We start from the raw sequence: 18,055 nt of genomic DNA, 5'->3' as shown, positions 1-18,055 counted from the left end.
GTGATCCGCAAGACCGGACCCGCCACCTACGCCCTCGCCTGCTGACCGCGACGGACCTCGACACCGACCACAAGATCCTTAACTTCCCGGTCTTGGTGCATGTACCCTACGTGTCGCACCAGACGGGGTGTGGCGCAGCTTGGTAGCGCGTCCGCTTTGGGAGCGGAAGGCCGTGGGTTCAAATCCCGCCACCCCGACCACCGGCTCGCGACGTCGCGATGATCGCCTTTTGGGGCGCTGACCGGCTGCGGTTACTATGCAAGCTGCGCGCCCGTGTGTCCCGGCCCACTCGGCCTACGAACTCCTCCGGGCGGCGAAGTCCGCCGGACCAGTCTGGCTCCGGCAGAAACCCAGAAGTCAGCCACAAGGAGACCGAACCGTGAAGAGCGCCGTGGAGACCCTGAACCCGACCCGGGTTCGGCTCACTGTCGAGGTGCCCTTCGAGGAGCTCAAGGACAGCCTCGACGCGGCGTACAAGAAGATCAACCAGCAGGTCACGGTGAAGGGCTTCCGCAAGGGCAAGATCCCGGCCCGCGTCATCGACCAGCGGTTCGGCCGCGGTGCGGTGCTTGAGGAGGCCGTCAACGACGCGCTCCCCAAGTTCTACACCGAGGCGGTCAACGAGGCCGAGCTGAGCCCGCTGGGCCAGCCCGAGGTAGACATCACCGAGCTGAAGGACGGCGAGACGCTGAACTTCACCGCCGAGGTCGACGTCCGCCCGGCCCTGGAGATCCCGGACTACTCGGGCATCGAGGTCGAGGTCGACGCCGTCGAGGTCACCGACGAGGACATCGAGAAGTCGGTCGAGCAGCTCCGTGAGCGCTTCGCCTCGACCTCCCCGGTCGAGCGCGCCGCCGAGGACGGCGACGTCGTCACCATCGACCTGGAGGCCAAGGTCGACGGCGAGGTCCTCGAGGACGGCATCGCCAACGGCGTCTCCTACACCATCGGCTCCGGTGAGCTGCTGGACGGCATCGACGACGCCGTGAAGGGCGTGGAGGCCGGTGGCGAGGCCACCTTCGCCTCCGAGCTCAAGGGCGGCTCCGCCGCGGGCAAGGAAGCCGAGGTCACCGTCAAGGTCACCCAGGTCGCCGCCCGCGAACTGCCCGAGCTGGACGACGAGTTCGCGCAGCTCGCCTCCGAGTTCGACACCCTGGACGAGCTGAAGGACGACAGCCGCAAGCGCCTGGCCAACATGAAGCAGTACGACCAGGCCACCCAGGCCCAGGAGCGAGTCCTGGAGAAGCTCCTCGAGCTGGTCGAGGTCCCGGTCCCCGAGAAGCTGCTCGAGGACGAGATCAACACCCGCAAGCACAACCTGGAGCACCACCAGCTCGGCCAGATGGGCCTCACCCTCGACAAGTACCTGGAGATCCAGGGCAAGACCGCCGAGGAGTTCGAGACCGAGACCCGTGAGGCCGCGGTCAAGGGCATCAAGACCCAGTTCGTCCTCGACGAGCTGGTCAAGAAGGAGAACCTCAACGTCAACCAGGAGGAGCTCACCGAGCACCTCATGCGGCGTGCGGCCTCCTCCGGCATGTCCCCCGACCAGTTCGCCCAGGCCGTCGTCGAGGGCGGCCAGGTGCCGCTCCTGGTCGGCGAGGTCGCCCGCGGCAAGGCCCTGGCCGTCGTGGTCGAGGCCGCCACGGTGAAGGACACCAACGGCGAGGTCGTCGACCTGGACGACGAGGAGGAGGAGACCGAGGCCGCCGAGGCGTCGGAGACCTCCGAGGAGAACGCCGAGGGCTGAGCGGCCCTGCGGCGCCTCTGAAGCGCGTACGACGGGCCCTGGGGACCTTCCCCGGGGCCCGTCGGCGTACGGGGTGGGCAGCTCGCGAGAGGGGCGTGGGGAGCCGCGCGACCGGCCACGGACGACCCGCGGCCCGGTGACGCAAAGTACCCCGATTTCACGGACCGCATCCGGCCCCCCGGCGGAGCCCTTCGCTACGCCCCCGGCGAACACCCCCATCTCCGGGATTCCCCGAAGGGACCTGAGCGTTAGGGTCCATGAATACGGGGGCAGGGGAGTCTCCTGAAACCCCCAGCCAAGCCTCCGGCAGGACGACGTGAGACGGCCCGGCGCCGTCGTAAGACGAGCAGGTGGATACGTGACGAATCTGATGCCCTCCGCCGCCGGCGAGCCTTCCATCGGTGGTGGCCTCGGCGACCAGGTCTACAACCGGCTGCTCAACGAGCGGATCATCTTCCTCGGCCAGCAGGTTGACGACGACATCGCCAACAAGATCACCGCACAGCTGCTGCTCCTCGCCGCCGACCCGAGCAAGGACATCTACCTCTACATCAACAGCCCCGGCGGCTCGGTGACGGCCGGCATGGCGATCTACGACACCATGCAGTACATCCCGAACGACGTGGTCACGATCGGCATGGGCATGGCGGCCTCGATGGGCCAGTTCCTGCTCACCGGCGGCACCGCAGGCAAGCGCTTCGCCCTGCCGCACACCGACATCATGATGCACCAGGGCTCCGCGGGCCTCGGCGGTACGGTCTCGGACATCAAGATCCAGGCCCAGTACCTGCTGCGCACCAAGAAGACCATGTCCGAGCTGACCGCGCTGCACTCCGGCCAGTCCGTCGAGACGATCGTCCGCGACGGCGACCGCGACCGCTGGTTCACCCCGGAAGAGGCCAAGGAGTACGGTCTCATTGACGAGATCATCACGCACGCCTCGGGTGTTCCGGGAGGCGGCGGCACCGGTGCCTGACCGGCCCGGCCGCGCCACGCACCGCCACGACCCCAGCCCCCAGAACGCCACCAGGACGGTGAACACCCTCATGAGCAACTTCCACGGCGCCGCCAGCGGCATGTACGAAGGGCCCCGGCCCGACAGCCGCTATGTCATCCCGCGTTTCGTCGAGCGCACCTCCCAGGGCATCCGCGAGTACGACCCGTACGCGAAGCTCTTCGAGGAGCGCGTGATCTTCCTGGGCGTCCAGATCGACGACGCCTCCGCCAACGACGTCATGGCGCAGCTGCTGTGCCTGGAGTCGATGGACCCCGACCGGGACATCTCGATCTACATCAACAGTCCCGGTGGCGACATGACGGCCCTCACGGCCATCTACGACACCATGCAGTTCGTGAAGCCCGACATCCAGACGGTCTGCATGGGGCAGGCGGCCTCCGCCGCGGCCATCCTGCTCGCCGCCGGTACGCCGGGCAAGCGCATGGCCCTGCCGAACTCGCGCGTGCTGATCCACCAGCCGGCCGGCTCCACCGGTCGCGGTCAGCTCTCCGACCTGGAGATCATCGCCAACGAGTTCACCCGGATGCGCGACCAGCTGGAGAGCATGCTGGCCAAGCACTCCAACCGGCCGATCGAGAAGGTCCGCGAGGACATCGAGCGCGACAAGATCCTCACGGCCGAGGAGGCGCTCGAGTACGGCATCGTCGACCAGATCATCTCCACCCGGAAGATGAACAACGCCGACGTCCGCTGAGCGCAGCGTCACACTCTCAGGCCCCCTTGGCAGGGTCCACGTCAAAGTGAACCCTGCCAAGGGGGACCCGAACACGGGGCCCGGCAAGGTACCGTCGGACATAAGGCAGCACCAGGAGCCGCTGGACTCGAAAGCGTCCGGGCGTCTCCCAGGCGAAGGGGAAGCACACCGTGGCACGCATCGGTGACGGCGGCGATCTGCTCAAGTGCTCGTTCTGCGGCAAGAGCCAGAAGCAGGTCAAGAAGCTCATCGCAGGGCCCGGTGTGTACATCTGCGACGAGTGCATCGATCTCTGCAACGAGATCATCGAGGAAGAGCTCGCGGAGACCAGCGAGGTGCGCTGGGAGGAGCTGCCCAAGCCCCGCGAGATCTACGAGTTCCTCGAGGGCTACGTGGTCGGCCAGGAGGCCGCCAAGAAGGCGCTCTCGGTCGCGGTGTACAACCACTACAAGCGGGTCCAGGCCGGCGAGAACGGCGGCGCCCAAGGCCGTGACGACGCCATCGAGTTGGCGAAGTCCAACATCCTTCTGCTCGGTCCCACGGGTTCCGGCAAGACCCTCCTCGCCCAGACCCTGGCCCGCATGCTGAACGTCCCGTTCGCGATCGCCGACGCCACGGCGCTGACCGAGGCGGGCTACGTGGGCGAGGACGTGGAGAACATCCTCCTCAAGCTGATCCAGGCGGCCGACTACGACGTCAAGAAGGCCGAGACCGGGATCATCTACATCGACGAGATCGACAAGGTGGCCCGGAAGAGCGAAAATCCTTCGATCACGCGGGACGTCTCGGGCGAGGGCGTCCAGCAGGCCCTGCTGAAGATCCTCGAGGGCACCACGGCCTCCGTACCGCCCCAGGGCGGCCGCAAGCACCCCCACCAGGAGTTCATCCAGATCGACACGACGAACGTCCTGTTCATCGTGGGCGGTGCGTTCGCCGGCCTGGAGAAGATCATCGAGGCCCGTGCGGGTGCCAAGGGCATCGGCTTCGGCGCGACGATCCACTCGAAGCGCGAACTGGCCGCCAAGGACCAGTTCGAGGAGGTCATGCCCGAGGACCTCGTCAAGTTCGGCATGATCCCCGAGTTCATCGGCCGTCTGCCGGTGATCACCTCGGTCCACAACCTCGACCGCGAGGCGCTGCTCAAGATCCTGGTCGAGCCGCGCAACGCGCTCGTCAAGCAGTACCAGCGCCTCTTCGAACTCGACGGTGTGGAACTGGACTTCGAGCGCGAGGCCCTGGAGGCCATCGCCGACCAGGCCATCCTCCGCCAGACCGGCGCCCGCGGCCTGCGCGCCATCATGGAGGAGGTCCTGATGTCGGTGATGTACGAGGTCCCGTCCCGCAAGGACGTCGCCCGCGTGGTCATCACGGCCGACGTGGTCCACTCGAACGTCAACCCGACCCTGATCCCGCGCGACGCCCGGGGCCGTGGGGCGGGGGAGCAGAAGACGGCGTAGCCGCCCGCAGGACGCACACGAAGGGGCCCCGGTCAGCGGACCGGGGCCCCTTCACTCTTTCAGGGGTGTGCGCCGTCAGGCCTTGACGCGCACGTCCTTGCGGAGCTTCGCGGCCAGGTTGGCCGTCTCGTCGACCGAACCGCCCTCACCCGCGGCGATCGAGGCGAAGCTGAACGCCGAGACGTCGGCGACGGTGCTGTGGTCGCCCCAGATGCAGAAGGGCAACTTGACGGTCTTCGCGGCACCCGCGGTCGACGACGAGGAGCCGGTGTTGTCGATCTGCGCCACCTGGCACTTCATGATGCCGTCGAAGCCCGCCGGGTGGACCGTCTGCGGGCTGCCCAGCAGCTTGCCCTTGGTCTTGTCGCCGCTCTGGTCCTTCTGCGACTCGGCCTTGACCTTGGCGAACGCGGCGTCCACGACGGCCTCGGGGTCGTCGATGGTGCCGTAGACACCGCTGAAGGAGAGGCCCTTGGCGGACAGGCCCTCCCCGTTCTGGTACGTGGCGCCGGCGTGCTTGGGGTTCTTCACCCCCCACTTCGCGAAGTCGGCCAGGTCGTCGTCGCTCATCGAGTCGTCGGAGCTGCCGTCGCCCGACTTCTTGTACGTGCCGTTGATCACCGTGGCCGGAGCCGTCAGCTTGTGCGGGCCGTCGTCCGCGACAGCGGTGCTGCCACCGTTGGCGGTCCCGACCACGAAGAAGACCCCCACACCCACGGCGGCCACCACGGCCACCGCGCCGATGATCAGGCCCGTCTTCTTCTTGCCGCCCCCCGGCGCCGGCGGCTGCGGCACCCCGTAGGGCTGCTGGCCGTAGGCACCCGGCTGCTGGCCGTACGGGTTCGGCTGCTGGGGCACGCCCTGCTGCTGGGGGTAGCCGTAGCCGGGCTGGGGCTGGGCCGGAGGGGCCTGCTGGGGGTAGCCGTAGCCGGGCTGGGGCGCCTGCGGCTGCTGGCCGTAGGGACCCGGCTGACCGTAGGGACCCGGCTGCCCCGGCTGGCCGTACGGACCCGGCTGCTGAGGCGGCCCGCCGTACGGGCCCGGCTGGTTGTTGCTCATTTCTGGGTTCCCCTCCAGATGCTTATGTGTTCCTGACATCCTGGCCCAGGCCCGGAAGGCACACGGCACCGGGGGCCGCACCGTTACAGAACAAACGCGTTTCGGGACCGCCCCGTGACACCTCTAAACTGACCCCCGTGACCGAGAACGCTCAGCAGCAGCCACCCGCGCCCGACACCGAACTGCCGACCCAATACGCGCCGGCCGATGTAGAGGGGCCGCTGTACGAGCGCTGGGTAGAGCGCGGTTACTTCGAGGCGGACGAGAAGAGCGACAAGCCGCCGTACACGATCGTCATCCCGCCCCCGAACGTCACGGGCAGCCTGCACCTCGGCCACGCCTTCGAGCACACGCTCATCGACGCCCTGACCCGCCGCAAGCGCATGCAGGGGTTCGAGACCCTGTGGCAGCCCGGCATGGACCACGCCGGCATCGCCACGCAGAACGTCGTCGAGCGTGAGCTGGGCAAGGAGGGCAAGTCCCGCCACGACCTCGGCCGCGAGGCCTTCGTCGAGCGTGTCTGGCAGTGGAAGGGCGAGTCCGGCGGCCAGATCAGCGGGCAGATGCGCCGCCTCGGCGACGGTGTCGCCTGGTCGCGTGAGCGCTTCACGATGGACGAGGGCCTCTCCCAGGCCGTCCAGACCATCTTCAAGCGCCTGTACGACGACGAGCTGATCTACCGCGCCGAGCGCATCATCAACTGGTGCCCGCGCTGTCTGACGGCCATCTCGGACATCGAGGTCGAGTACCAGGACGACGACGGCGAGCTCGTCTCCATGAAGTACGGCGACGGGGACGACGCCATCGTCGTCGCCACCACCCGCGCCGAGACGATGCTCGGCGACACCGCCGTCGCCGTCCACCCCGACGACGAGCGCTACAAGCACCTCGTCGGCAAGCTCATCAGGCTCCCGCTGACCGACCGCTCCATCCCGGTCGTCGCCGACACCCACGTCGACCCGGAGTTCGGCACCGGCGCCGTCAAGGTCACCCCGGCCCACGACCCGAACGACTTCGAGATCGGCCAGCGGCACAACCTGCCGTCCCTCACCGTGATGGACGAGCACGCCGTCATCACCGCCCACGGCCCCTTCCAGGGCCTGGACCGGCTCGAGGCCCGCTCCGCCATCGTCGCCGCGCTGCGCGCCGAGGGCCGGATCGTCGCCGAGAAGCGGCCGTACGTCCACTCCGTCGGCCACTGCTCGCGCTGCAAGACCACCATCGAGCCGCGCCTGTCCATGCAGTGGTGGGTCAAGGTCGGCCCGCTGGCCAAGGCCGCCGGCGACGCCGTCCGCGAGGGCAAGGTCAAGATCCACCCGCAGGAGATGGAGAAGCGGTACTTCGACTGGGTCGACAACCTCCACGACTGGTGCATCTCGCGGCAGTTGTGGTGGGGTCACCGCATCCCGGTCTGGTACGGACCGAACGGCGAGGTCGTCTGCGTCGGCCCCGACGACGAGGTCCCCAGCGGCGAGGGCTGGCACCAGGACACCGACGTCCTCGACACCTGGTTCTCCTCCGGCCTGTGGCCCTTCTCCACCCTCGGCTGGCCCGAACAGACCGAGTCGCTCGCGAAGTTCTACCCGAACTCCGTCCTGGTCACCGGCTACGACATCCTCTTCTTCTGGGTCGCCCGGATGATGATGTTCGGCCTGTACGCGATGGACGGCACCCCGCCGTTCCACACCATCGCCCTGCACGGCATGGTCCGCGACCAGTTCGGCAAGAAGATGTCGAAGTCCTTCGGCAACGCGGTCAACCCGCTGGACTGGATGGACAAGTACGGCAGCGACGCCCTCAGGTTCACCCTGGCCCGTGGCGCGAACCCCGGTGTCGACGTCCCGATCGGCGAGGACTGGGTCCAGGGCTCCCGCAACTTCGCCAACAAGATCTGGAACGCGACCCGCTTCGCGCTGATGAACGGCGCGACGGTGGACGGCCCGCTGCCGGACGCCTCGGCCATGTCGGCGACGGACCGCTGGATCCTGTCCCGGCTGAACTCGGTGGTCGCCGAAGTCGACGCGCTCTACGAGGACTTCCAATTCGCCAAGCTGTCGGACGCCCTCTTCCACTTCGCGTGGGACGAGGTCTTCGACTGGTACGTCGAGCTGTCCAAGACGACGTTCCAGGCGGGCGGCGAGCCGGCCGAGGTCTCCAAGCGCGTCCTCGGCGAGGTCCTCGACGTCACCCTCAAGCTGCTGCACCCGATCGTCCCGTTCGTGACGGAGACCCTCTGGACCACCCTCACGGGCGGCGAGTCGGTCGTCGTCGCGGACTGGCCGAAGGACAGTGGGTTCCGTGACGCTGCCGCCGAGCGGGAGATCGAGACCCTCCAGTCCGTCATCACCGAGGTCCGCCGCTTCCGCGCCGACCAGGGCCTGCAGCCGGGCCAGCGCGTCCCGGCCCGCCTGACCCTGGACGGCACGGCGCTGGCCCCGCACGAGGCCGCCATCCGCCAGCTGCTGCGCCTGCAGCCGGAGGGCGAGTCCTTCACGGCCACGGCCACCCTCCCGGTCGCCGGTGCCGAGGTCGCCCTCGACCTCTCCGGCACGATCGACGTGGCCGCCGAGCGCAAGCGCCTCGCCAAGGACCTGGCCGCCGCCGAGAAGGAGAAGGCCCAGGCCACGGCCAAGCTCGGCAACGAGGCGTTCCTGGCCAAGGCCCCGGAGAACGTGGTCGACAAGATCCGCACCCGCCTCGCCAAGGCGGACGAGGACATCACGCGGATCCAGGCCCAGCTGGACAGGCTGCCGCCGGCGTAAGGGTCCGTACGTCCACGAAGGCCCCCGGTGCGCATCAGGCACCGGGGGCCTTCGCCGTCCTTCAGGGGCCGCCGGGCCCCGCCGGCGTGCGGCCCCGCCGCGTGGGCGCGACCAGCCCCCACGCCCCCGCAGTGGACCGACACGACCAGCCACCCCGAACCGGCCGACAGAGCCACCGCACCCTTCGTCACCGCGGCTCCGTAGACTGACCCCGTGAGTGAAACGTCCGGCACCAGCGACACCCCCGACCCCCTCGACGCCTTCGAGGAACTCATCGCCGAGGAGACCGACCGCGACCCCGACCTCGCGGTGATCGAGGCCGGCAGCCGCACCCTGCGCACCCAGGGCGGCCGGCCGCACGCCGACGTACCCGCGCGGCCGGAGGACCCCGAGGTCGACAAGGCCCTGCGCGAGGTCGAGGCGGAGCTGGCCACCCGCTGGGGCGAGACCAAGCTGGAGCCCTCCGTCAGCCGGATCGCCGCGCTGATGGACGTCCTGGGCGACCCCCAGCGCTCGTACCCCTCCATCCACATCACGGGGACGAACGGCAAGACCTCCACGGCCCGCATGATCGAGGCCTTGCTCGGCGCCTTCGAGTTGCGCACCGGCCGGTACACCAGCCCGCACGTGCAGTCGATCACCGAGCGGATCAGCCTGGACGGCGCCCCGATCTCCGCCGAGCGGTTCATCGAGACGTACCAGGACATCAAGCCGTACATCGAGATGGTCGACTCCTCGCAGGAGTACCGGCTTTCCTTCTTCGAGGTCCTCACGGGCATGGCGTACGCCGCCTTCGCGGACGCGCCGGTCGACGTGGCCGTCGTGGAAGTGGGCATGGGCGGTTCCTGGGACGCCACCAACGTGATCGACGGCGATGTCGCGGTGGTCACCCCCATCGGGCTCGACCACACCGACCGGCTCGGTGGGACGCCGGGCGAGATCGCCGGTGAGAAGGGCGGCATCATCAAGCAGGACGCGACCGTGATCCTGGCGCAGCAGCCGGTGGACGCCGCGCAGGTCCTGCTGAAGAAGGCCGTCGAGGTCGACGCCACCGTGGCCCGCGAGGGGCTGGAGTTCGGGGTCGTGGCCCGGCAGGTCGCGGTCGGCGGGCAGTTGCTCACCCTGCGCGGTCTGGGCGGCGAGTACGCCGAGGTGTACCTGCCGCTGCACGGTGCCTACCAGGCCCACAACGCGGCCGTGGCGCTCGCCGCCGTCGAGGCGTTCTTCGGCGTCGGCGCGCAGCGCGCGGAGCCGCTGGACATCGACACCGTGCGCAAGGCCTTCGCCGCCGTCTCCTCGCCGGGACGCCTGGAGGTCGTACGGCGGTCTCCCACCGTCGTCCTCGACGCCGCCCACAATCCGGCGGGCGCGGAGGCCACCGCCGAGGCCGTGCGGGAGGCGTTCGACTTCAGCCGGCTGATCGGTGTGGTCGGGGCGAGCGCCGACAAGAACGTGCGGGGGCTGCTCGAGGCCTTCGAGCCGATCTTCGCCGAGGTCGTCGTCACCCAGAACTCCACGCACCGCGCCATGGACGCGGACGAGCTGGCCGCGATCGCCGTCGAGGTGTTCGGCGAGGAGCGCGTCCAGGTCGAGCCGCGGCTGCCCGAGGCTCTGGAGGCCGCGATCACGCTGGCCGAGGAGGAAGGCGAGTTCACGGGCGGCGGGGTGCTGGTCACGGGGTCCGTCATCACGGTGGGCGAGGCCCGCCTGCTGCTGGGAAAGGGCTGAGGTTCCGTCGTGCGTACGCTCTGTTCATCGACGCTGATCGGCGAGTTCTTCGTCATCGGGTTCGCGGGGCTCGTGGCCATGAAGGACCCGGACCTGTCCGTGTCCACCGTATGGCTGGTCAGCGGTCTCGCCATGACCCTGTGCCTGCTCCTGTGCGGCATGGTGACCCGGCCCGGCGGCGTCGCCCTCGGCTGGGCCCTGCAGCTCGCCCTGATCGCCTCCGGCGTCTTCGTCCCGACCATGTACTTCATGGGCGCCGTGTTCGCCGCCCTGTGGTGGGCGTCGGTGCACTTCGGGAGGAAGGTGGACGAGGCGAAGGCCAGGTTCGCGGCACAGGCGGAGGCGTCCTCCTCTACACCTGACGCTGCGTGACGGGGTCACGGACACGCCCTGTAACCTCGTCCCACCGCACACGTCAGTCGTAAGGAGTCCCTCGTGAGCCAGCGCACCCTCGTCCTCCTCAAGCCCGACGCCGTTCGTCGAGGCCTGACCGGCGAGATCATCAGCCGCATCGAGCGCAAGGCCGGCTGGCAGATCACCGCGCTGGAGCTGCGCACCCTGGAGCGGGCCACGCTGGAGCAGCACTACGGCGAGCACGTCGGCAAGCCGTTCTACGAGCCGCTGGTCGAGTTCATGTCCTCCGGCCCGGTGGTCGCCCTGATCGTCGAGGGCGAGCGGGTCATCGAGGGCGTGCGCGCCCTGGCCGGTCCGACCGACCCGATCGCGGCCGCCCCCGGATCCATTCGTGGCGACTTCGGTGTGATCGTCCGCGAGAACCTGATCCACGCCTCCGACTCCGAGGAGTCGGCCGAGCGCGAGGTGAAGATCTTCTTCCCGGGCCGCGCCTGAGGCACACAGAGCGGATCTTTTCAGAGAATTTTCTGAGGGTACGTCAGCTCCACTCGGGACTCTGACCAGGGACGGCCGTACGTTTTCGGCCGTCCCTCGGCATATGCGTTGCCGATCGGGGGAACGTGTGCCCCCGATGGCCCGTCTCCACAAGCGAGGCGGCACGCCATCTGCTGACAATGGCGAAGACCCTCGCGCAGTGTTCGTGCAGGCGCGTTTACGATGGAAGCCTTCACGTCACAGCACCCGCCTCGCCGACCTGATATGCCCTCAAAAGCTCGGGAAGGCCAGATGAATCCGGATGGGGAACTCAATGTCGTTCATCGGCCGTGACATGGCTGTCGACCTCGGGACCGCCAACACGCTGGTGTACGTCAGGGGCCGGGGAATCGTACTCAACGAGCCCTCCGTCGTCGCGATCAACACGAACACCGGTGGCATCCTCGCGGTCGGTGCCGAAGCGAAGAAGATGATCGGCCGGACGCCGGGCAACATCGTCGCCGTGCGTCCACTGAAGGACGGCGTGATCGCCGACTTCGAGATCACCGAGCGGATGCTCCGCTACTTCATCCTGAAGATCCACAAGCGGCGGTATCTCGCCCGGCCGCGGGTCGTCGTCTGTGTGCCCTCGGGCATCACGGGCGTCGAGCGCCGTGCCGTGATCGAGGCGTCCTCGCAGGCCGGCGCGCGCCAGGTGCACATCATCGAGGAGCCCATGGCCGCGGCCATCGGCTCCGGCCTGCCCGTCCACGAGGCCACCGGCAACATGGTGGTGGACATCGGCGGCGGCACCACGGAGGTCGCGGTCATCTCGCTCGGCGGCATCGTCACCGCCCAGTCCATCCGCGTGGCCGGCGACGAACTGGACAACGCGATCATCCAGTACATCAAGAAGGAGTACAGCCTCCTGCTGGGTGAGCGCACGGCCGAGCAGATCAAGATCACGATCGGTTCGGCGTACGACCTCGACGCCGACGAGCACACCGAAGTCCGCGGCCGGGACCTGGTCTCCGGGCTGCCGAAGACCGTCGTCATCTCGGCCGCCGAGGTGCGCAAGGCGATCGAGGAGCCGGTCAACGCGATCGTCGACGCCGTCAAGACGACTCTCGACAAGTGCCCGCCGGAGCTGTCCGGCGACATCATGGACAGGGGAATCGTTCTGACCGGCGGTGGAGCGCTGCTGCGCGGTCTGGACGAGCGGCTGCGGCGGGAGACCGGCATGCCGATCCACATCGCCGAGGACCCGTTGGACAGCGTGGCGCTCGGCTCCGGCAAGTGCGTCGAGGAGTTCGAGGCGCTCCAGCAGGTTCTGGACGCCCAGCCGCGCAGATGACGTAACGCTTCGATTCCGCCGTACGAGACGATCTCCTCTCGTGCGGCGGATCGTTGATATAGAGGCATAAGCTCCCACAAATGGGCCCTCCTGGTTTGCGCTTCACGAGTGGCGCATCAAAGGGTCCCCGAATTCCTACTGAGGAAGGGCACGGCCGCCGCACGTGAGGGACACGAAAGAGAGCCGGCTGCTCCTGGTCCTGCTGATCGCCATCGCGTTCGCGTTGATCACGGTGGACATCCGCGGAGGCCGGAACTCACCGGTCGACGGTGCCCGGCAGGCCGCGGCCGCGGTGTTCGGCCCGATCGAGAACGGGCTGTCCTCCGCGGTCGATCCGGTCGGCAACGCCGTCTCCGCCGTCCGTGACTCCGGCAGCCGCCACGACCGGCTCGCCACGCTGGAGCGGGAGAACGCGGCCCTCAAGGCGAAGCTCGGCAGCGACGACCGCAACCGCAGCCGCCTGGGGCAGCTCGACAAGATGCTGAAGATCGCCGGTGAGGGCCAGTACGGCATCAAGGGCGCCCAGGTCATCGCCATAGGAGCGGCGCAGGGCTTCTCCTGGACCATCACCATCGACGCCGGCGCGAACGACGGCATCAAGCGGGACATGACCGTGCTGAACGGCGACGGCCTCGTCGGCCGCGTCACCACGGTCGGCCCCGACACCTCCACCGTGCTGCTCGCCAACGACCCCGACTTCACCGTCGGCACCCGCATGGAGAACAGCGACGAACTCGGCTTCGCCTCCGGGCAGGGCGACCGCCCGCTGCGCGTGGAACTCCTCAACGGCAAGGCGGAGGTGAAGAAGGGCGACCGTCTCGTCACCTTCGGCTCCCAGGCCGACAAGCCCTTCGTGCCCGGCGTCCCGGTCGGCGTGGTCTCCCGAGTCGACCCCTCCGGCGGCGGCCTCACCCGCACGCTCTACGTCACCCCGTACGTCGGCTTCTCCAAGCTCGACATCGTCGGAGTGGTCGTCGAGGCCCCGAAGAAGGACCCGCGCGACGAGGTCCTGCCGGCCAAGCCAAAGCCTGTCCCGACGCCGAGGGTGACCGTCACGGTCACCCCCTCGGCGGACGCACCCCAAGACGGCCAGCAGCAGTAGGAGCTGAGTTTTACCCATGCGTGTCAACCGGATCCTGCTCTCCAGCGCACTGGTCGTCGTCGCCCTGGTGATCCAGGTGAGCGCCCTCGCCCGTCTGCACCTGCCGGGCGCCGTCCCCGACCTGCTGCTGCTCACCGTCCTCGGCCTCGCCCTCGTGTACGGCCATGTGGGCGGCGCCCTCGTCGGCTTCGGCGCCGGACTGCTCGCCGACCTCGCCCCGCCCGCCGACCACGCGGCCGGCCGCTACGCACTCGTGCTGTGCGTCATCGGCTACTTCGCCGGACTCGTCAGGCCGGAGAACGGCCGCCTGAGGTCGGCGACCGGCCCGATGGCCGTCGTGGTCGCCGCCGCCGTCGGCTCGACCCTGCTGTACGCGGGCGTCGGCGCCCTCGTCGGCGACACCGCCGCCCGCCATGTCGGCCTGACCGGGCTGCTGTTCTCGGCCGCCCTGTACGACCTGCTGCTCGCGCCCTTCGTGGTCCCCGGCATCATGTGGCTGGCCCGCCGCTCCGACAACGACCCGCTCGCCGAGACCAGCCCGGCGGCCAAGGCCGGCGACATCTCCTCCGGCTGGCTGTCCTCCGGCACCGGCCTGCGCATCGGCAGCCAGCGCGGCGGCCTCGGCGCCCTCAAGACCAAGGCCCGCACCCGCTCGACCCGGGTCGGCCGCATCAAGGGGGTCAAGCGGCTGTGAGCGACGCCGAGTTCGGCCCCGGCGAGTTCACCCGAACGGGGCAGCTTTCACGGAACGCGGCTTCACAGGCTGTTCGTTCATCATTCGTACGCGCACACACATCCGCGCACTGAGAGGGGGAGACGGCCGCAGTGACCAACATCCCCGAGACCGGACGGACCCCACGGGTCCAGATCCGGCTCGTCGTGATCCAGATCCTCGTCCTGTCCCTCCTCGGCACTCTCGGCGGCCGCCTGTGGTACCTGCAGATCCGGGAGGGCGCCGCATACCAGAAGGAGGCGTCCGGCAACCACGTCCAGCAGGTCGTCGACCCCGCCGTGCGCGGTGACATCCTGGACGCCCGCGGTGTGCCGCTCGCCGACAACGAGACCCGCCTGGTCGTCTCCGCGTCCCGCACGGACCTGCTGAAGCAGAAGGACGACGGTAAGGCCGTCCTCGCCAAGCTGGCCGGCGTCCTCGGCATGAAGCCCGCAGAGGTCATGCTGAAGGTCCGGCTGTGCGACGCCAAGACCCCCCAGCCCTGCTGGAACGGCTCGCCGTACCAGCCGATCCCCATCACCGACGAGGCAACGCCCAAGCAGGCCCTGCAGATCCGCGAGCGCGCCGAGGACTTCCCCGGCATCACCGCGGAGCCGGAGGCCGTGCGCCGATACGCGGGCCCGGGCAAGTCCAACACCGCGCAGGTCCTCGGCTACCTCTCGCCGGTCACCGACGAGGAGATCCAGAAGGCCAAGGACACCGACTCGCCCTTCCTGCGCTCCGACATGGTCGGCCGCTCCGGCCTGGAGCGCGAGTACGACAAGGTGCTGCGCGGTAAGGCCGGCGTCACCCGCTACGAGGTGGACAACCTCGGCCGGGTCATCGGCAAGGCCAGGTCGGACGCCGCCGAGTCCGGCTCCAACCTGGTCACCAGCATCGACTCCCGGGTGCAGCGGGTCGCCGAGTACGAGCTGGACAAGGCCATGAAGAAGGCCCGCGAGCAGTTCGACAAGATCACCGGCGAGAACTACAAGGCCGACTCCGGTGCCGTCGTGGTGATGGAGGCCAAGACCGGCCGGATCGTCGCCATGTCCTCGGCGCCGACGTACGACCCGAACGTGTGGGTGGGCGGCATCTCCGGCAAGGACTACAAGGCCCTCACCGGCAAAAACTCCGACTACCCCCTGCTGAACAGGGCCATACAGGGTCAGGCTGCGCCCGGCTCGACCTTCAAGGTGGTCTCCACGGCCGCCGCGGTCAACGCCGGCTATGTCTGGGACGGCGGCTACCCGTGCACCAGTTCGTACTCGGTGGGCAGCCAGGTCTTCAAGAACTTCGAGGGCGAGAACTTCGGCCCGATCTCCCTCGGCCGCGCCCTCGAGGTCTCCTGCGACACCGTCTTCTACGGCCTCGCCGACCGGGAGTGGAAGAAGGACGGCGGCATCAACCCCAAGAAGGGCCAGCCCAAGGACCACTTCTTCAAGACCGCCCACCAGTTCGGCCTCGGCAAGGAGACCGGCATCGACCTGCCCAACGAGGTCACCGGCCGCGTCCCCGACCGGCAGTGGAAGCTGAACTACTGGAAGGCCAACAAGGACGCCTGGTGCAAGTCCGGTAAGAAGGACGGCTCCTACGTCGAGAGGATCGCGTACGAGAACTGCCTCGAGGGCAACAAGATGCGCGAGGGTGACGAGATCAACTACTCGATCGGCCAGGGCGACACCCTCGTCACGCCGATCCAGGAGGCCGTGATCTACGGCGCCGTCGCCAACGGCGGCACCATGTACCAGCCGACCATCGGCAAGGCGATCATCAGCGCCGACGGCAAGTCCGTGCAGCGGATCAAGCCGAAGAAGACGGGCCGGCTGCCCGTCACCCAGGCCACCCTCAACGGCATGGACGACGCCTTCGCGGGCGTCATCACCCGCGGTACCGCCGCCTGGAAGTTCGGCGGCTGGCCGCAGAACAAGATCCCGCTGCACGCCAAGACAGGTACCGCCGAGGTCTACGGCAAGCAGACCACCTCCTGGCTGGCCACCTACTCCAAGGACTACACGGTGATCATGACGATCGCCCAGGCCGGTACAGGTTCCGGAGCCTCCGGCGAGGCCGTGCGCAACATCTACAGCGCGCTGTACGGCGTCCAGAGCGACGGCTCCGTCGACAAGAAGAAGGCGCTCCTGCCCGAGCCGGAGCAGGGGCTGCCGAAGGTCCGCCCGGACGGCACCATCACCGCCCCCAAGATCACCGGAGACCCCGGCAAGGACGCCGAGGCCTCCCAGAAGGACAACCCCACCAACGGGGACGACCAGCAGCCCGCCACCTCGCCCTCGCCCAGCACGGGCAACAGCAACACCCGCCGGCGGCCGCGCAGGAGGGGAAGCCGGAGGATGCTCACATGACCGGCGCCAACGGCTTCTCCGTCTCCGGGTACGGCCCCGAGCGGGCCGGCTGGACCAGGATCTTCGCCCGCGACTCACTGGCCCGCCGGCTCGACTGGCCGATGCTGCTGGCGGCCGCCGCCCTGTCCCTGATGGGCTCGCTGCTGGTGTACTCGGCGACCCGCAACCGCACCGAGATCAACCAGGGTGACCCGTACTACTTCCTGATCCGGCACGTCATGAACACCGGCATCGGATTCGCCCTGATGATCGGCGTCATCTGGCTCGGCCACCGCGCCCTGCGCAACGCCGTTCCGATCCTCTACGGCGTCTCGCTGTTCGGGGTGCTGCTGGTGCTCACCCCGTTGGGCGCCACCATCAACGGCAGCCGCAACTGGATCGTCTTCGGCGGCGGCTTCTCCCTCCAGCCCGCCGAGTTCGTGAAGATCACGATCATCCTGGGCATGGCGATGATACTGGCGGCCCGGGTCGACGCCGGTGACCGCCAGTTCCCCGACCATCGCACCGTCCTCCAGGCGCTGGGCCTGGCCGCCGTACCGATCCTGATCGTGCTGCTCATGCCCGACCTCGGCACGGTCCTGGCCATGGTGGCCATCATCCTGGGCGTGCTGCTCGCCTCCGGCGCCTCCAACCGCTGGATTTTCGGCCTGCTCACCGCGGGCGTGATCGGCTGCGTCGCCATCTGGCAGTTGCACATCCTGGACGAGTACCAGATCAACCGGTTCGCCGCCTTCGCCAACCCGGACCTGGACCCCGCGGGCGTCGGCTACAACACCAACCAGGCCCGTATCGCCATCGGCTCCGGCGGCCTCACCGGTGCCGGGCTCTTCCACGGTTCGCAGACCACCGGACAGTTCGTCCCCGAGCAGCAGACGGACTTCGTCTTCACGGTCGCGGGCGAGGAACTGGGCTTCCTCGGCGCGGGCCTGATCATCTTCCTGCTCGGCGTGGTGCTGTGGCGCGCCTGCCGCATCGCCCGCGACTCCACCGAGCTGTACGGCACGACGGTCGCGGCCGGGATCGTCGCCTGGTTCGCCTTCCAGTCCTTCGAGAACATCGGCATGACCCTCGGCATCATGCCGGTCACCGGCCTGCCCCTGCCGTTCGTGTCCTACGGAGGATCGTCCATGTTCGCGGTGTGGATGGCAGTGGGGCTACTGCAGTCGATCAAGGTGCAGCGACCGATGTCCGCATGAGGCGGTTCACCAGGTGAATGGTGGAAGTTTTC

Annotated in this window: 14 protein-coding genes and 1 tRNA gene; 14 read left to right on the top strand and 1 reads right to left on the bottom strand. The window is 68.7% G+C overall.

Annotated features, from left to right (window positions below):
• The first annotated feature begins 123 nt into the window (after window positions 1-123).
• The 5 genes from AC07CM_RS04810 to clpX all read left to right on the top strand — a co-directional run bounded on the left by AC07CM_RS04810 (window position 124) and on the right by clpX (window position 4,919).
• Window positions 124-200, top strand: a tRNA-Pro gene (locus AC07CM_RS04810).
• Window positions 201-379: 179 nt separating this feature from the next.
• Entirely contained in the window at window positions 380-1,750 is a 1,371-nt protein-coding gene (tig, locus tag AC07CM_RS04805) for a trigger factor (RefSeq protein WP_478874883.1), read from the top strand.
• 370 nt (window positions 1,751-2,120) lie between these two features.
• Window positions 2,121-2,726: an ATP-dependent Clp protease proteolytic subunit gene (locus AC07CM_RS04800; protein ID WP_478874907.1), complete on the top strand. Its 606-nt coding sequence runs from the start codon at window positions 2,121-2,123 to the stop codon at window positions 2,724-2,726.
• A 70-nt stretch (window positions 2,727-2,796) separates the two neighbouring features.
• Window positions 2,797-3,462 carry an ATP-dependent Clp protease proteolytic subunit gene (locus AC07CM_RS04795; protein WP_478874906.1) on the top strand — a complete coding sequence of 222 codons (666 nt, stop codon included), beginning with the start codon at window positions 2,797-2,799 and terminating at the stop codon, window positions 3,460-3,462.
• 170 nt (window positions 3,463-3,632) lie between these two features.
• Window positions 3,633-4,919: an ATP-dependent Clp protease ATP-binding subunit ClpX gene (gene clpX / locus AC07CM_RS04790; RefSeq protein ID WP_478874882.1), complete on the top strand. Its 1,287-nt coding sequence runs from the start codon at window positions 3,633-3,635 to the stop codon at window positions 4,917-4,919.
• Between the two features lie 75 nt (window positions 4,920-4,994).
• Here clpX and AC07CM_RS04785 read toward each other — a convergent pair whose 3' ends face one another.
• Entirely contained in the window at window positions 4,995-5,978 is a 984-nt protein-coding gene (locus AC07CM_RS04785) for a hypothetical protein (RefSeq protein WP_478874881.1), read from the bottom strand.
• Window positions 5,979-6,115: 137 nt separating this feature from the next.
• On the opposite strand from AC07CM_RS04785, the gene AC07CM_RS04780 reads away from it, so the two are divergent.
• From AC07CM_RS04780 to rodA, 9 genes are all read left to right on the top strand, one after another.
• Entirely contained in the window at window positions 6,116-8,740 is a 2,625-nt protein-coding gene (locus AC07CM_RS04780; RefSeq protein WP_478874880.1) for a valine--tRNA ligase, read from the top strand.
• 213 nt (window positions 8,741-8,953) lie between these two features.
• Window positions 8,954-10,468: a bifunctional tetrahydrofolate synthase/dihydrofolate synthase gene (gene folC / locus AC07CM_RS04775; RefSeq protein WP_478874879.1), complete on the top strand. Its 1,515-nt coding sequence runs from the start codon at window positions 8,954-8,956 to the stop codon at window positions 10,466-10,468.
• 9 nt (window positions 10,469-10,477) lie between these two features.
• Window positions 10,478-10,840, top strand: a complete 363-nt coding sequence (locus AC07CM_RS04770) for a DUF4233 domain-containing protein (RefSeq protein ID WP_478874878.1) — start codon at window positions 10,478-10,480, stop codon at window positions 10,838-10,840.
• Window positions 10,841-10,903: 63 nt separating this feature from the next.
• A complete protein-coding gene (ndk, locus tag AC07CM_RS04765; RefSeq protein ID WP_478874877.1) occupies window positions 10,904-11,317 on the top strand; it encodes a nucleoside-diphosphate kinase in 414 nt (137 codons plus the stop codon).
• Window positions 11,318-11,630: 313 nt separating this feature from the next.
• Window positions 11,631-12,650, top strand: a complete 1,020-nt coding sequence (locus AC07CM_RS04760; protein ID WP_031158632.1) for a rod shape-determining protein — start codon at window positions 11,631-11,633, stop codon at window positions 12,648-12,650.
• A 163-nt stretch (window positions 12,651-12,813) separates the two neighbouring features.
• Entirely contained in the window at window positions 12,814-13,752 is a 939-nt protein-coding gene (mreC, locus tag AC07CM_RS04755) for a rod shape-determining protein MreC (protein ID WP_478874876.1), read from the top strand.
• Between the two features lie 16 nt (window positions 13,753-13,768).
• Window positions 13,769-14,446 (top strand): rod shape-determining protein MreD, encoded by a 678-nt coding sequence (gene mreD, locus AC07CM_RS04750; RefSeq protein ID WP_478874875.1) that lies wholly within the window; start codon window positions 13,769-13,771, stop codon window positions 14,444-14,446.
• 131 nt (window positions 14,447-14,577) lie between these two features.
• On the top strand, window positions 14,578-16,827 hold the full coding sequence (mrdA, locus tag AC07CM_RS04745) for a penicillin-binding protein 2 (protein WP_478874874.1): 2,250 nt from the start codon (window positions 14,578-14,580) through the stop codon (window positions 16,825-16,827).
• Window positions 16,824-18,023, top strand: a complete 1,200-nt coding sequence (rodA, locus tag AC07CM_RS04740) for a rod shape-determining protein RodA (RefSeq protein WP_478874873.1) — start codon at window positions 16,824-16,826, stop codon at window positions 18,021-18,023. Before mrdA ends, rodA begins: the two co-directional genes overlap by 4 nt.
• Window positions 18,024-18,055 lie beyond the last annotated feature (32 nt).

This window comes from Streptomyces sp. NPDC044061, from assembly GCF_056434305.1.
This window is presented reverse-complemented; position numbering and strand designations above follow the sequence as displayed.